This window comes from Variovorax sp. RCC_210, assembly GCF_041355175.1.
Lineage (GTDB): Bacteria > Pseudomonadota > Gammaproteobacteria > Burkholderiales > Burkholderiaceae_C > Variovorax.
The window spans coordinates 61,088-75,805 of the sequence record NZ_JBFUPJ010000018.1 but is presented as its reverse complement, the minus strand read 5'-3'; the positions used below and the strand labels follow the sequence as shown (position 1 = coordinate 75,805).

The following is a 14,718-nucleotide window of genomic DNA, read 5'->3' as shown; positions in this document are numbered from 1 at the left end:
AAAACATGCGGCACCTGCAAGACCTCCCCGTTCTCATCCTCGGCCTCGGCGCGTCCGGACTGGCGATGGCGCGCTGGTGCGCGCGCCACGGCGCGGTCGTGACCGTGGCGGACACGCGCGAGGCGCCGGCGCAGCTGGCCACGCTGAAGGCCGAGCTGCCCGATGTGGTTTTTGTCGGCGGTCCGTTCTCGGCCGCGCTGGTCGACGGCACGCCGATTCGCGCGGTGTACCGCTCGCCGGGCCTGTCGCCCGAGACCATCGCGCCGGTGGCCGATGCGGCACGCGCCATGGGGCTGCCGGTCGGCGGCGAGCTGGACCTGTTCGCGCGCGCGCTGCTCGATCTGCAGACCGTCGACGTGCCGGTGGTCGAAGCCGACGCCGAGCCTGCGTTGGAAGCCGCGCCTGAAGTCGTCGGCGAAGCCGAGCAAGCTGAAGCACAGGCCGAACTGCCGCTCGAGGCGGCAGCCGTCGAAGAGGTTGCAGAGGTCGAAGCTGCCCAGGCCGCCGAACCCGAGCCGACGACCGAAACCGCCGAAGCGCAACCCGAACCGGCCGTGCCCGCGATGGCCGAGGCCATGCCGCGTGATCCATCGATCAGCGTGACCGTGCCTGCGCCGACCGAGGCACCTGACGCGCCCGTGGCCGCAGAGCCTGAAGCCGTGCCGCAAGACGCAGCCGCCGAAACGCCGGCATCGGAAGTCACTGCTACGGAAGCCCCCGCAACAGAGGCCACCGCTGCAGCAGCCGAAGCCGCTGATTCCAGCGGCCCCGAATCCGAAGCACTGGAAGCTCCTGAAGCCCCCGCTGCTTCAACTGCACCCGCCACCGTTTCCCGCCTGCCCACCACCGGCAAGCCCTACGTCCCCACCGCCGCCAGGGAGGCCGCCGAGTTCGTCGCCAAGATCGCCGAACTCGCCGCCTCCAACCCGGCCTCGGCCGCCGTGGAAGAGGAAACGCCGCAGCTCGAGCTGGCGCCGCCCGTCGAGCCCGAAGCGCCCAAGGGCTACAAGCCCGCCGTGCTCGCCATCACCGGCACCAACGGCAAGACCACCGTCACCTCGCTCACCGGCCAGCTGGTCGAGCGCGCGGGCAAGACCGTGGCCGTGGCCGGCAACATCGGCCCGACGCTGCTGGACACGCTCAGCGCGCACCTCGACGCTGACACGCTGCCCGACGTGTGGGTGCTGGAGCTCTCCAGCTTCCAGCTGGACGGCGTGCAGGGCTTCGAGCCCACCGCCGCCACCGTGCTCAACCTCACGCAGGACCACCTCGACTGGCACGGCGACATGAAGGGCTACGCCGCGGCCAAGGCGCGCATCTTCGGCGCGCGCGGCCTCATGGTGCTGAACCGCGACGACGACGGCGTGATGGCCATGCTGCCCGCGCCGGTGCGCGTGAAGCTGCAGCGCCCGCTGATCCGCACGCACGTCACCTTCGGCTCGGCGATGCCGCTGCGCCCGGGCGACTACGGCATCGAGCGTGTCAACGGCATGACCTGGCTGGTGCGCGCGCTGGAAGCCGACGAAACGCAGAAGCGCAAGCGCGGCGCGGTGGTGGAAGAAGAAATCTTCCTGCAGCGCCTGATGCCCGCCGACGCGCTGCGCATCCGCGGCCGCCACAACGCGCTGAACGCGCTGGCCGCGCTGGCGCTCGCCACGGCGGCCGACTGCGCGCTGGGCCCGATGCTCTATGGCCTGCGCGAGTACCGCGGCGAGCCGCACCGCGTGGAGCCCGTCGCCGTCGTGGACGAGGTCGAGTTCTTCGACGACAGCAAGGGCACCAACGTGGGCGCCACCGTGGCCGCGCTCGTGGGCCTGGGCGAAGAGCGCCGCGTGGTCGTCATCCTCGGCGGCGAAGGCAAGGGACAGGATTTCGAGCCGCTGGCCGAGCCGGTGCGCCACTACGCGCGCGCCGTGGTGCTCATCGGCCGCGACGCGCCGATCATCGAGGCCGCGCTGGCGTCCACCGGCGTCTCGCTGCTGCATGCCGCCTCGATGCACGAGGCCGTGACGCTGGCCGGCAAGCGCGCCAACCCGGGCGACGCCGTGCTGCTGTCGCCGGCCTGCGCGAGCTTCGACATGTTCAAGGACTACGCCCACCGCGCCGAGGTGTTCCGCGAGGCCGTGCAGGCCTGGGAAGACAGCCCGCGCGGGCTGGTGGAAGACCCCGCGTCCGATGCTTCGACGGAGGAACCGCTTTGAACCCCGCAACCGCAGGCGCCACGTCCAACACCCGCACCGGCCGCTTCAGCGGCTGGTTCAGGCGCGCCCGCAGCGGCATCGACGCGCTGCCCGTGCACTTGCCCGTGCGGCTGGGCGGCGCCGGCATCGCGCAGACCAAGGCCACGCCCATGCGCGTGCTGGGCTTCGACCAGGCGCTGGTGTGGGTCACGGTCGCGCTGCTGACCTGGGGCCTGATCATGGTGTATTCGGCCTCCATCGCGCTGCCCGACAACCCGCGCTTCGCGCGCGCCGGCTACAGCGCGTCGTACTTCCTCACCCGGCACGCGGCCTCGGTGGCGTTCGCCTTCGTCGCCGCGCTGCTGACCTTCCAGATCCCCATGAAGACCTGGGAGCGCGCCGCGCCCTGGCTCTTCGTCGCCTCGCTGCTGCTGCTGGTGGCCGTGCTCATTCCGCACATCGGCATCAACGTGAACGGCGCGCGCCGCTGGCTGCCGATGGGCTTCATGCGCTTCCAGCCGTCGGAGCTGGCCAAGCTGGCGATGGTGTTGTACGCCGCCAGCTACATGGTGCGCAAGATGGAGATCAAGGAGCGCTTCTTCCGCGCCGTGCTGCCGATGGGCATCGCGGTGGTGGTGGTCGGCATGCTGGTGATGGCCGAGCCCGACATGGGCGCGTTCATGGTGATTGCCGTGATCGCCATGGGCATCCTGTTCCTGGGTGGCGTGAACGCGCGCATGTTCTTCGTGATTGCCGCGCTGGTGGTGGTGGCCTTCGGCAGCATCGTCGCGAGCAGCCCGTGGCGGCGCGAGCGCATCTTCGCGTACCTCGACCCGTGGAGCGAGGAGCATGCGCTGGGCAAGGGCTACCAGCTGTCGCACTCGCTGATCGCCATCGGGCGCGGCGAGGTGTTCGGCGTGGGCCTGGGCGGCAGCGTGGAAAAGCTGCACTGGCTGCCCGAGGCGCACACCGACTTCCTGCTCGCGGTGATCGGCGAGGAGTTCGGCCTGGTCGGCGTGCTGCTGATCATCGGCATGTTCCTCTGGCTCACGCGCCGCATCATGCACATCGGCCGCCAGGCCATCGCGCTCGACCGCGTGTTCTCCGGCCTCGTGGCCCAGGGCGTGGGCGTGTGGCTCGGCTTCCAGACCTTCATCAACATGGGCGTGAACCTGGGCGCGCTGCCGACCAAGGGCCTGACGCTGCCGCTGATGAGCTTCGGCGGCTCGGCCATCCTGATGAACCTGGTGGCGCTGGCCATCGTGCTGCGCATCGACTACGAGAACCGGGTGCTGATGCGGGGAGGCCGCGTATGACTGGCAAGATCGCACTCGTCATGGCGGGCGGCACGGGCGGCCACATCTTCCCCGGACTGGCCGTGGCCGAGGCCCTGCGCGAGCGCGGCTGGCGCGTGCACTGGCTGGGCGCGCCCGGCAGCATGGAAGAAAAACTGGTCCCCCCGCGCGGCTTCGCCTTCGAGCCGGTGCAGTTCGGCGGCGTGCGCGGCAAGGGCCCGCTCACGCTGTTCCTGCTGCCGCTGAAGCTGCTGCGCGCGTTCTGGCAGAGCCTGGGCGTGGTGCGCCGCGTGAAGCCCGATGTGCTGGTGGGCCTGGGCGGCTACATCACCTTTCCGGGCGGAATGATGGGCGTGCTCATGGGCAAGCCGCTGGTGCTGCACGAGCAGAACTCGGTCGCCGGCCTGGCCAACAAGGTGCTGGCCGGCGTGGCCGACCGCGTGTTCACGGCCTTTCCCAACGTGCTGAAGAAGGCGCAGTGGGTGGGCAACCCGCTGCGCGCGGCCTTCACTTCGCAGCCCGAACCGGCCGCGCGTTTCGCGGGCCGCACCGGTCCGCTGAAGTTGCTGGTGGTTGGCGGCAGCCTGGGCGCACGCGGGCTCAACACCGTGGTGCCGCAGGCGCTGGCCCGCATCGCGAGCGAAGCCCGTCCGCAGGTGCTGCACCAGAGCGGCGCCAAGCAGATCGACGAGCTGCGCGCCAACTACGCGGCCGCCGGCGTCGAGGGCGAGCTCACGCCGTTCATCGAAGACACGGCGCAGGCCTATGCGGACGCCGACTTCATCGTCGCGCGCGCCGGTGCCAGCACCGTCACAGAAATCGCGGCCGTCGGCGCAGCAGCGCTGTTCGTGCCTTTTCCTTCGGCGGTCGACGACCACCAGACCACCAACGCGCGCTTCCTCGTGGACGCGGGCGGCGGATGGCTGGTGCAGCAGGCCGACCTCACTCCTGAATTGCTGGCTGATTTGCTACAGAAAACCGGGCGCGCCGCGCTGATCGACAAGGCCGCCAAGGCCAAGACCCTGCAGAAGACCGAAGCCGTCGAGGCGGTCGTCCGCGCTTGCGAGGAGCTTGCCAAATGAAGCACGCGATTCGTCACATCCATTTCGTCGGCGTCGGTGGCTCGGGCATGAGCGGCATCGCCGAAGTGCTGCTGAACCTGGGCTACAGGATCACCGGCTCCGACCTGGCCGACAGCGCCACGCTGCGCCGGCTCGCGGGCCTGGGCATCGGCACCTTCGTGGGCCATGCGGCCGCGCACATCGAAGGTGCCGACGCGGTCGTCACCTCCACCGCCGTGCAGTCGGACAACCCCGAGGTGCTGGCCGCGCGCGAGAAGCGCATTCCGGTGGTGCCGCGCGCGGTGATGCTGGCCGAGCTGATGCGCCTGAAGCAGGGCATCGCCATTGCCGGCACGCACGGCAAGACCACCACCACCAGCCTGGTGGCGAGCGTGCTCGCCGCCGCCGGGCTCGACCCGACCTTCGTGATCGGCGGGCGGCTGAACAGCGCCGGCGCCAACGCGCAGCTCGGCAGCGGCGACTACATCGTGGTCGAGGCCGACGAGTCGGATGCGTCGTTCCTGAACCTGCTGCCCGTGATGGCGGTGGTGACGAACATCGACGCCGACCACATGGAGACCTACGGGCACGACTTCGGCAAGCTGAAGAAGGCCTTCGTCGAGTTCCTGCACCGCATGCCGTTCTACGGCGTGGCCATTCTCTGCACCGACGATCCGGCGGTGCGCGAGATTGCGGCCGACGTGAACTGCCCCGTGACCAGCTACGGCTTCAACGAAGACGCGCAGGTGCGCGCCATCGACGTGCGCGCCGTCGGCAGCCAGATGCACTTCACCGCGCAGCGCCGCAACGGCGTGACGCTGCCCGACCTGCCCATCGTGCTGAACCTGCCGGGCGAGCACAACGTGCGCAATGCGCTGTCGGTGATCGCCGTGGCCGTGGAGCTCGGCATCGCCGACGAGGCGGTGCAGCGCGGGCTCGAAGGCTTCAAGGGCGTGGGCCGGCGCTTTCAGAGCTACGGCGACATCCAGGTGCAGGGCGAGGCCGGCAACGGCACCTTCACCGTGATCGACGACTACGGCCACCACCCGGTGGAGATGGCCGCGACCATCGCCGCCGCGCGCGGCGCGTTCCCGGGGCGCCGGCTGGTGCTGGCCTTTCAGCCGCACCGCTACACCCGCACGCGCGACTGCTTCGAAGACTTCGTGAAGGTCATCGGCACGGCCGACGCGGTGCTGCTCGGCGAGGTGTATGCCGCCGGTGAGGCGCCCATCGTGGCCGCCGACGGCCGCACGCTGGCGCGCGCGCTGCGCGTGGCCGGCAAGGTCGAGCCGGTGTTCGTCGACGACATCGCGGCCATGCCGCGCGCCATCCTCGACAACGCCCGTGCGGGCGACGTCATTCTTTCCATGGGGGCCGGCTCCATCGGCGCGGTGCCGGGCAAGGTCGTCGAGCTCGGCAACACCAACGCCTCGGCCACCGCCACCTCCACTGCCACCGCCGCCATCGCGGCGTCCCCCACATCGCAGCGCGATTCGCGCGAAGGGAGGGCCTCGTGAGCCTTCAGAACCCCCAGCTTTTCGGCAAGGTGGCCGTGCTGTTCGGCGGCAGTTCCGCCGAGCGCGAAGTCTCCTTGATGTCCGGCACCGGCGTGCTCGAGGCCCTGCGTTCGCGCGGCGTCGATGCGCATGCCTTCGACCCCTCGCAGCGCGAGCTGGCCGACCTGAAGCGCGAAGGCTTCGCGCGCTGCTTCGTCGCGCTGCACGGCCGCCACGGCGAAGACGGCACCGTGCAGGGCGCGCTCGAGCTGCTCGGCATTCCCTACACCGGCTCGGGCGTGATGGCCTCGAGCGTGGCCATGGACAAGGTCATGACCAAGCGCATCTGGCAGGCCGACGGCCTGCCGACGCCCAAGTACGTGCGCCTGGCCTTCGACCAGCAAAGCCGCGAGCAGGTCATGGCCGTGCCCGATGTGCTGGGCCTGCCGCTGATCGTGAAGCCGCCGCGCGAGGGCTCGTCCATCGGCGTGACCAAGGTCGAGGGCTACTCGCAGATGCAGGACGCGATCACCCTGTCGGCCAGGTATGACGCCGACGTGCTGTGCGAGGAGTTCATCGAGGGCGAGGAAGTGACCTGCGCCGTGCTCGGCCACGGGCTCGATGCCCGCGCGCTGCCGGTGGTGCGCATCAGCGCGCCCGAAGGTGCCTACGACTACCAGAACAAGTACTTCACCGACGACGTGAAGTACCAGTGCCCGAGCGGCCTGTCGGACGCCGAGGAGCACGAGATCCAGCGCATCACGCTGGCCGCGTACCGCACGCTCGGCTGCCGCGGCTGGGGCCGCGCCGACGTGATGATCCGCGCCAGCGACCGCAAGCCCTTCCTGCTGGAGATGAACACCTCGCCCGGCATGACCAGCCATTCGCTGGTGCCGATGTCCGCGCGCGCCGCGGGCATCGCCTACGAAGAACTGTGCGTGCGCGTGCTGGCCTCGGCCACGCTCGACGCCACGGGAGGCTCGCAATAGCCATGGCCGACAGCATTCCCGCACCCTTCGACGTCAAGCTCATGAACATCGTCGCGAACATCGCCTTCGTGATGGTCACGCTCATGCTGCTGGCGGCGGGTGCCTGGTGGGTGCTGCGCCAACCTTTCTTCCCGCTGGCCGGCATCAAGGTCGATGGCGAGGTCACGCACAACAACGCGGTGACCCTGCGCGCCAACGTGGCGCCGCAGCTGAACGGCAACTTCTTCACCATCGACCTGTCGCGCGCCCGCGCGGCGTTCGAGTCGGTGCCGTGGGTGCGCAGCGCGGTGGTGCGGCGCGAGTTTCCGAACAAGCTGCACGTCACACTGACCGAGCAGGTGCCGGTGGCCACGTGGGGCGACGACGCGGGCTCCAAGCTCATCAACGGTTTCGGCGATGTGTTCGAAGCCAACGTGGCGGAGGTGGACGACAACCTGCCGCGCCTGGACGGCCCGATCGAGCAGGCCGGACAGGTGCTGGGCATGTACCGCGTGCTGCAGCCGCAGTTCCAGCCCTACGACCTGGCCATCGACGAGCTCACGCTGTCGAGCCGGGGCAGCTGGAAGGTGGTGCTGGACAGCGGCGCGGAAATCGAACTCGGCCGCGGCCAGAGCGAGGAAGTGACGGCCCGGCTGCAACGGTTCCTGAAGACCGTGACCCAGGTCTCGGCCCAGTACCGCCGCTCGATGGCCGATGTCGAAGGCGCCGATCTGCGCCACAACGACGCGTATGCCCTGCGGCTGCGCGGCGTCACCACGGTCTCGCCCGAGACCCCAAGAAAAATCAAGTAGCGAACACCGAGGAATCGAGGACATATCAATGCCCAAAGAATACAAAGACCTGGTCGTAGGACTCGACATCGGCACCGCCAAGGTCATGGTGGTGGTGGCCGAGGTGCTGCCCGGCGGCGAGCTCAAGCTGGCCGGCCTCGGCATCGCGCCGAGCAACGGGCTCAAGCGCGGCGTGGTGGTGAACATCGACGCCACGGTGCAGAGCATCCAGCAGGCCCTGAAAGAGGCCGAGCTGATGGCCGACTGCAAGATCAGCCGCGTGTACACGGGCATCACCGGCAGCCACATCCGCGGCATCAACTCCAGCGGCATGGTGGCGGTGAAGGACAAGGAAGTCACGCCCGCCGACGTGGCCCGCGTGGTGGAGACGGCGCGCGCCATCAACATCTCCAGCGACCAGCGCCTGCTGCTGGTGGAGCCGCAGGAGTTCGTGATCGACGGCCAGGACGTGAAGGAGCCGATCGGCATGAGCGGCATGCGCCTGGAAGCCAAGGTGCACATCGTGACCGGCGCGCAGAGCGCGGCCGAGAACATCATCAAGTGCGTGCGCCGCTGCGGCCTGGAAGTCGACCAGCTGATGCTCAACCCGCTGGCCTCCAGCCAGGCGGTGCTGACCGAGGACGAGCGCGAGCTGGGCGTGGTGCTGGTGGACATCGGCGCGGGCACCACCGACGTGGCCATCTTCACCAACGGCGCGATCCGCCACACGGCCGTGATCCCGATCGCGGGCGACCTCATCACGAGCGACATCGCGATGGCGCTGCGCACGCCGACCAAGGACGCGGAAGACATCAAGGTCGAGCACGGCTATGCCAAGCAGCTGCTGGCCGACCCCGAGTCGCAGGTCGAGGTGCCGGGCCTCGGCGACCGCGGCCCGCGCATGCTGAGCAAGCAGGCGCTGGCCGGCGTGATCGAGCCGCGCATCGAGGAAATCTTCTCTCTCGTGCAGCAGGTGGTGCGCGAGTCGGGCTATGAAGAGGTGCTGTCCTCGGGCGTGGTGCTCACGGGCGGCAGCGCGGTGATGCCGGGCATGGTCGAGCTCGGCGAAGACATCTTCCTGAAGCCCGTGCGCCGAGGCATTCCGAAGTATTCCAGCGCGTTGTCCGACATGGTCGCGCAGCCTCGCGCCGCTACAGTCATGGGCCTTCTCGAGGAGGCTCGCTTCGCACGCATGCGCGGCTTCAAGGTGGCACAGAAGAATGGGTCGGTAAAGACTGCATTCGGACGTTTCAAGGACTTCATCGTGGGGAATTTCTAGCCATGATCAAGTCTCCACTCTGGCTCGCGCGCGGCAGCCCCCCTTTGCATTTCAACGAGCGATGGCGACGCACAGGTCCACCATCGTGACGCTCGAACGTTGAGCGCGTCAGGCACAAGAACATTCACAGATACATAACGGCAACTGCAAGATTCAAGGAGTTAAAAATGACCATCGAAATGATCGAAGTCGAAGAGTTCAATCAGGGCACGCAGATCAAGGTGATCGGTGTCGGCGGTGGCGGCGGCAATGCAGTCGCCCACATGATGGAGCGTGGCGTGCAGGGCGTTCAGTTCGTCTGCGCGAACACCGACGCACAGGCACTGCAACGCAGCAACGCGCACAAGATCATCCAGCTCGGCACCAGCGGCCTGGGCGCCGGCAGCAAGCCCGACAAGGGCCGTGAAGCAGCCGAGCTCGCGGTGGACGACATTCGCGCGGCCATCGACGGCGCGCACATGCTGTTCATCACGGCCGGCATGGGCGGCGGCACCGGCACCGGCGCGGCCCCCGTGATCGCGCGCGTGGCCAAGGAAATGGGCATCCTCACCGTGGGCGTGGTGACCAAGCCCTTCGACTGGGAAGGCGGCCGCCGCATGACCAACGCCGACGCCGGCCTGACCGAGCTCGAAGCCAACGTCGACTCGCTGATCGTCGTGCTCAACGAGAAGCTGCTCGACGTGCTGGGCGAAGACGTGACGCAGGACGAAGCCTTCGCGCAAGCCAACGACGTGCTGAAGAACGCCGTGGGCGGCATCTCGGAAATCATCAACGAGTACGGCGGCGTGAACGTCGACTTCGAAGACGTGCGCACCGTGATGGGCGAACCCGGCAAGGCCATGATGGGCACGGCCGCGGCCGCTGGCCCCGACCGCGCGCGCATCGCCGCCGAACAGGCCGTGGCCTGCCCGCTGCTGGAAGGCATCGACCTCTCGGGCGCCAAGGGCGTGCTGGTGCTGGTGACGGCATCGAAGGGCTCGCTGAAGCTGAACGAGTCGAAGCTGGCGATGAACACCATCCGCGCCTACGCTTCGCCGGACGCGCACGTGATCTACGGCGCGGCCTACGACGACACGCTGGGCGACGAAATGCGCGTGACCGTGGTGGCCACGGGCCTGTCGCGCGCCGACGCGCGCCGCCAGGCACCGACGCTGGAAGTGATCCGCACCGGCACCGACAACATCCCGTTCACCGTGCCCACGCTCGGTGGCATGGGCCACGCCAGCAGCGGCGGCCACGGCAGCCAGCCCAACTACGACGGCATGGCCGTGCCCAGCGTGTGGCGCACCAACCGCACGATGGCCGCTGCCAAGGTCGACGCGCTGTCCTCGGGCGGCATGGACGACTTCGAGATCCCGGCCTTCCTGCGCCGCCAGGCCGACTGAACCTGGCTCGCCGCCAGGCTGCGCGCACTTCGTGCCGCTTCGCCGACCCCTGCCGGGGGCGACGCCCGCGGACCGGCCCGGCCGGTTCCGCTGTGTTGTGCGAAGTGGCTGACCAGACGCAGCGGGCACGAAGGTTCGCAAGGGGCACGGGGAAGACCTGAAAGGGACTTCCACCGGCCCTACGCGCTGCGTTTGCTTCGTGCCCGTTGCGTCCATCATTCGCCTGGTCATTCATAGAACCCATGTCTATCGGTGCCATAGCCAGGGGCATAGGCCGCCACGCGCGTGGCGCGCCTAAAATCCCCGGCGTGCTGCAACAACGAACCCTCAAGTCGATCAGCCGCGCCGTGGGCGTGGGGCTTCACAGCGGGCAACGCGTGGAACTGACCCTGCGACCGGCCCCCGCCGACACGGGCATCGTGTTTCGCCGCGTCGACCTGCCCGAGCCGGTCGAGATCCGCATGACCGCCGAGGCGGTCACCGACACGCGCCTGGCCTCCACCGTCTCCGAAGGCGGTGCCAAGGTGCAGACGGTCGAGCACCTGATGTCCGCCTGCGCGGGCCTGGGCATCGACAACCTCTACATCGACATCACGGCAGACGAAGTGCCGATCCTCGACGGGTCGGCTTCGTCCTTCGTGTTCCTGCTGCAAAGCGCGGGCATCGCGCTGCAGAAGGCGCCGCGCCGCTTCATTCGCGTGACCCGCAAGGTCGAGGTGCGCGAAGGTGAGGGCGCCAACGAGAAGTGGGCGAGGCTGGAGCCGTACCACGGCTTCAAGCTGGCCTTCGAGATCGACTTCGACCACCGCGTGGTGAACTCCACCGGCCAGCGCGTGGAGTTCGACCTGGGCACCGACTCGTACAGCCGCGACATCGCACGCGCGCGCACCTTCGGCTTCACGAAAGAAGTCGAGTACATGCGCAGCAAGGGCCTCGCGCTCGGCGGCGGGCTGGACAACGCCATCGTCATGGACGACACCAAGGTCCTCAATGCCGGCGGCCTGCGCTACGACGACGAGTTCGTGAAGCACAAGATCCTCGACGCCATGGGCGACCTGTACGTGGTCGGCAAGCCGCTGCTGGCGGCCTACACGGCGTTCCGCTCGGGCCATGCGCTGAACAACAAGCTGCTGCGCGAGCTGCTCTCGCACAGCGATGCCTACGAGGTCGTGAGCTTCGACGACGAGAAGCGCGCACCGCGCGGCTTCAACGAAGTGGCGCGCGCCTGGTAGGCGCAACGCCCCTCGACGCTCGCAACGCCGGCAACCTTCCCGATGCTTCTCTTCCGCTGGGCCATCCTGCTGCTGCTTCTGGTGGCGGGCGTGTCGTTCGCGTTCTATGCCGGCACCGGCCAGGCCAAGTACCGGCGCTTCGGCTGGATCGTGCTGAAGTGGACGCTGCTCGCGGCCTTCGGTTTCTTCGCGGTGCTGATCGCGGAGCGCGTGGCCTGAGCGTGCGTCCGGGCCTGCGCTAGCGCGAACGGCCTTGCCGGTACGTGCCGGCATGCGTCTTCGACAGCTCCGCGGCCTGCGCCAGCCGCGCCATCGAGCGCCCCACCTGCGCATGCGTGATGGCGATGCCCAATGCGTCCGCCGCGTCGGCGCCGGGCACGCCGGGCAGGTCGAGCAGGCGGCGCACCATCTCCTGCACCTGTGCCTTGGCCGCGCCGCCATGGCCGGCCACGGCCTTCTTCATCTGCAGCGCCGTGTACTCGGCCACCGACAGGTTGTTCGTCACCAGGGCCGTGACGCAGGCGCCGCGCGCCTGCCCCAGCAGCAGCGTCGACTGCGGGTTGACGTTGACGAAGATGATTTCCACCGCCGACGCATCGGGCTGGTAGCGCGCGGTGATCTCCGCGATGCCGTCGAACAGCACCTTCAGGCGTGCCGGCAGATTGCCGGTGCCCAGGTGCCGCGTGCTGATGGTGCCGCTGGCCACGTAGCGCAGCGCATGGCCGTCCGCGTCGACCACGCCGAAGCCGGTGGTCTGCAAGCCGGGGTCGATGCCAAGAATGCGCATGAAAGGAAACGTAAAGGCCTAAGCCCGGGTAAAGAGAGCAGAAAGAGCTGCGAAACCTTGTGTGAAACCGGTTCGATCACGGGCAGAATCCGGCCCGGTTCGTACAGTCCACCCCGCCGCGCGCGGCGCGCGCCACACAAGGAAGCGAATGTGAATGTAGTCGAGTCCTCCGCGCGCCGGCAAACGCACGAGGCGCAGGCCCTGCCCGACGCACACGCGGCGTCGCCCTCGGAGCGCGTCGTCGCGGGCTTTCGCCGCGCCGAGCTGCTCAACGAGATGGGTCGCCGCGGCGAAGCGCTGGCCGCCTGCGGCCGGCTGCTGGAGGAGTTCGGCGCCATGCCCGGGGCCGACGTGGTGGCGCCTTGCTGCCAAGCGCTGCGCCTCATCGCGCACATGCTGCGGCAGATGCACCGCTCGGCCGACGCCCTGACCACGCTCGACCGCCTGCTGGCCGCGCACGGCCATCGCAGCGAACCCGAGATCCGCCTGCAGATCGCCGACGCGCTGTTCCAGCGCACCTGGCTGCTCGACGACCCCGAAGCCCGCTGCGAGGCCTGCGATGCCATGAGCGAGCTGCTCGACACCAAGGCCGACGCCGCGCTCGATGCCCAGCGCGTGGAGGCCCGGCTGCGCAAGGCCGAGGTCGAGCACCACCGAGGCCTTCCGCAGCAGGCCCTGGCCACGCTGGAGGCCGCCGTGGAGCGCTTCGACGCCAGCACCGACCCCGACGTGGTGCTGCGCGTGGCGCGGGCGCGGCTGGCCTCGGTGCTGAACCTGCGCGAGCTGGCGCAGCACACGCAGGCGCAGGTGCTGTGCCTGCAGGTGGCCGACCAGATCGAGGCGAGCCTGTCGGATGCGGCGGCCGAGCTGCGCGTGGAAGGCGTGCGCGCGCTGGCGCTGTTCTTCGACGGACTGGGCTTCGAGGAGCAGGCGCGGCGCGCCGAGCTGGTGGGCTGGCTGCTTGAGCGCTACGGGCGCGATGCGTCCTCGCAGGTGCGCCGCATGGCGGCGGTGCGCGCCTACGACTGGGCCGTGGGCCTGCGCGACCGCGGCGACGGCGAGGCGGCGCTGGCCGCCTGCGACCGCATGCTCGCCATCTTCGCCGACGACACCGACGTCGCGGTGCAGCGCACCGTGACCAGCGCGCTGCTCAACAAGGGCCATGTGCTGCTCGAACTGCTGGGCCGGGCCGAGGAAGCGCTGGCCGTGTACGGGCAGCTCGTGGCGGCGCTGCGCGACGCCAGCGCGCCCGAGCACCAGGTGACGCTCGGCAAGGCCTCGAGCGGACGCGCGGCCTGCATGCGGCGCTTGCGCAGGGCAGGGCCTGCCGATGCGGGCGAGCTGCCTGGCGAGTTGCGCGATGCGGTGCGCGAAAAAATCAGGCAGGGCCGCACGCTCGGCGATGCGGGTCAGCCGCTGGAGGCCGTGGCGCTGTTCGACGAGGTGCTGGCCGCGCAGGCCGCATCGCCGCACCCCGAGCTGCGCCGCCAGTGCGCGCGTGCGCTGGTGCACAAGGCCTTCTGCCTGGTCGCGCTGGGGCGCTTCGCCGACGTGGTCGAGGCCGCCGATGCCATGGACGCCAGCTACGGCGCCGACGCTTCCACCGCCATGCAGGAGCAGGTGGCGCTGTGCCTGCAGTACAAGAGCACGGCGCTCGACCGCCTCGGCCAGCGCGACGAAGAGGTGCGGGTGCACGACCAGATCGTCGCGCGCTGGGGCAACTCCGAGCTGCCCGAGCTGCGCGCGCGCGTGGCCGGCGCGTTGTTCCGCAAGGGGGCCGCGCTGCGCCAGGCCGGGCGGCTCGGCGACGCCGTTGCCTGCTACGACGAAGTGGTCGCGCGCACCGCGGTCGCGCGCGAGAGCGCGCTGCAGCTGTGGGCCGCCAGGTCGATGGTCAACAAGGCCAAGGTGCTCGAGAAGCTCGGCGATGCCACGGGCCAGGCCAAGGCCTACCGCGTGCTGATCGCGCGCTTCGGCGAGTCGGGCGATGCGGCGCTGCGCGAGCGCGTGGCCAATGCCTGCGAATGGCTGGCCGAGGCCGAAGGGCGGCAGGGGCGCGTGGAGCAGCAGCGCGCGGCGCTCGAACAGGCGCTGGGGCGTTTCGGCACCGCGCTGTCGGCGGAGCAGCGCACGCGCATGTCGCGCGAACTGCAGGCGCTGAAGGCCAAGGCGTTGGGGCGGATGGCGAAGCAGGCCCTGGCCCGGGTGATGCGGCGCAAGCCCTGAGCGCAGACGCCGCGCCTT

Annotated in this window: 12 protein-coding genes; 11 read left to right on the top strand and 1 reads right to left on the bottom strand. The window is 69.6% G+C overall.

Going from position 1 to position 14,718, the window contains the following annotated elements:
- Positions 1 to 5 precede the first annotated feature (5 nt).
- The 10 genes from murD to AB6807_RS34090 all read left to right on the top strand — a co-directional run bounded on the left by murD (position 6) and on the right by AB6807_RS34090 (position 11,906).
- On the top strand, positions 6 to 2,201 hold the full coding sequence (gene murD / locus AB6807_RS34135) for a UDP-N-acetylmuramoyl-L-alanine--D-glutamate ligase (protein WP_371088019.1): 2,196 nt from the start codon (positions 6 to 8) through the stop codon (positions 2,199 to 2,201).
- A complete protein-coding gene (gene ftsW, locus AB6807_RS34130) occupies positions 2,198 to 3,496 on the top strand; it encodes a putative lipid II flippase FtsW (RefSeq protein WP_116910566.1) in 1,299 nt (432 codons plus the stop codon). The genes murD and ftsW overlap by 4 nt, the downstream gene beginning before the upstream one ends.
- On the top strand, positions 3,493 to 4,557 hold the full coding sequence (gene murG, locus AB6807_RS34125; RefSeq protein WP_371088018.1) for an undecaprenyldiphospho-muramoylpentapeptide beta-N-acetylglucosaminyltransferase: 1,065 nt from the start codon (positions 3,493 to 3,495) through the stop codon (positions 4,555 to 4,557). Before ftsW ends, murG begins: the two co-directional genes overlap by 4 nt.
- The gene (murC, locus tag AB6807_RS34120; RefSeq protein ID WP_371088017.1) at positions 4,554 to 6,053 is read left to right on the top strand and encodes a UDP-N-acetylmuramate--L-alanine ligase; all 1,500 of its coding nucleotides are present in this window, start codon (positions 4,554 to 4,556) and stop codon (positions 6,051 to 6,053) included. Before murG ends, murC begins: the two co-directional genes overlap by 4 nt.
- Positions 6,050 to 7,021 carry a D-alanine--D-alanine ligase gene (locus AB6807_RS34115; protein ID WP_286517976.1) on the top strand — a complete coding sequence of 324 codons (972 nt, stop codon included), beginning with the start codon at positions 6,050 to 6,052 and terminating at the stop codon, positions 7,019 to 7,021. The genes murC and AB6807_RS34115 overlap by 4 nt, the downstream gene beginning before the upstream one ends.
- A 2-nt stretch (positions 7,022 to 7,023) precedes the next feature.
- Positions 7,024 to 7,812 carry a cell division protein FtsQ/DivIB gene (locus tag AB6807_RS34110; RefSeq protein WP_116910562.1) on the top strand — a complete coding sequence of 263 codons (789 nt, stop codon included), beginning with the start codon at positions 7,024 to 7,026 and terminating at the stop codon, positions 7,810 to 7,812.
- Between the two features lie 28 nt (positions 7,813 to 7,840).
- Positions 7,841 to 9,070, top strand: a complete 1,230-nt coding sequence (gene ftsA / locus AB6807_RS34105; RefSeq protein WP_093126106.1) for a cell division protein FtsA — start codon at positions 7,841 to 7,843, stop codon at positions 9,068 to 9,070.
- A 167-nt stretch (positions 9,071 to 9,237) separates the two neighbouring features.
- Positions 9,238 to 10,455, top strand: coding sequence for a cell division protein FtsZ (ftsZ, locus tag AB6807_RS34100; protein WP_116910561.1), 1,218 nt, complete (start codon positions 9,238 to 9,240; stop codon positions 10,453 to 10,455).
- Positions 10,456 to 10,763: 308 nt separating this feature from the next.
- A complete protein-coding gene (lpxC, locus tag AB6807_RS34095; protein ID WP_371088016.1) occupies positions 10,764 to 11,687 on the top strand; it encodes a UDP-3-O-acyl-N-acetylglucosamine deacetylase in 924 nt (307 codons plus the stop codon).
- A 42-nt stretch (positions 11,688 to 11,729) separates the two neighbouring features.
- Positions 11,730 to 11,906 (top strand): hypothetical protein, encoded by a 177-nt coding sequence (locus tag AB6807_RS34090; protein ID WP_165840367.1) that lies wholly within the window; start codon positions 11,730 to 11,732, stop codon positions 11,904 to 11,906.
- A 19-nt stretch (positions 11,907 to 11,925) separates the two neighbouring features.
- On the opposite strand, the gene ruvC is transcribed toward AB6807_RS34090, so the two are convergent.
- On the bottom strand, positions 11,926 to 12,474 hold the full coding sequence (gene ruvC / locus AB6807_RS34085; protein ID WP_116910559.1) for a crossover junction endodeoxyribonuclease RuvC: 549 nt from the start codon (positions 12,472 to 12,474) through the stop codon (positions 11,926 to 11,928).
- A 150-nt stretch (positions 12,475 to 12,624) separates the two neighbouring features.
- On the opposite strand from ruvC, the gene AB6807_RS34080 reads away from it, so the two are divergent.
- Positions 12,625 to 14,700 carry a hypothetical protein gene (locus AB6807_RS34080; protein WP_371088015.1) on the top strand — a complete coding sequence of 692 codons (2,076 nt, stop codon included), beginning with the start codon at positions 12,625 to 12,627 and terminating at the stop codon, positions 14,698 to 14,700.
- Positions 14,701 to 14,718 lie beyond the last annotated feature (18 nt).

Bases quoted from the DNA above. Each gene is read 5' to 3' on its own strand.
- murD (WP_371088019.1), top strand. From the start codon at position 6: ATGCGGCACCTGCAAGACCTCCCCGTTCTCATCCTCGGCCTCGGCGCG.
- murG (WP_371088018.1), top strand. From the start codon at position 3,493: ATGACTGGCAAGATCGCACTCGTCATGGCGGGCGGCACGGGCGGCCAC.
- murC (WP_371088017.1), top strand. From the start codon at position 4,554: ATGAAGCACGCGATTCGTCACATCCATTTCGTCGGCGTCGGTGGCTCG.
- AB6807_RS34110 (WP_116910562.1), top strand. From the start codon at position 7,024: ATGGCCGACAGCATTCCCGCACCCTTCGACGTCAAGCTCATGAACATC.
- ftsA (WP_093126106.1), top strand. From the start codon at position 7,841: ATGCCCAAAGAATACAAAGACCTGGTCGTAGGACTCGACATCGGCACC.
- ftsZ (WP_116910561.1), top strand. From the start codon at position 9,238: ATGACCATCGAAATGATCGAAGTCGAAGAGTTCAATCAGGGCACGCAG.
- AB6807_RS34090 (WP_165840367.1), top strand. From the start codon at position 11,730: ATGCTTCTCTTCCGCTGGGCCATCCTGCTGCTGCTTCTGGTGGCGGGC.
- ruvC (WP_116910559.1), bottom strand. From the start codon at position 12,474: ATGCGCATTCTTGGCATCGACCCCGGCTTGCAGACCACCGGCTTCGGC.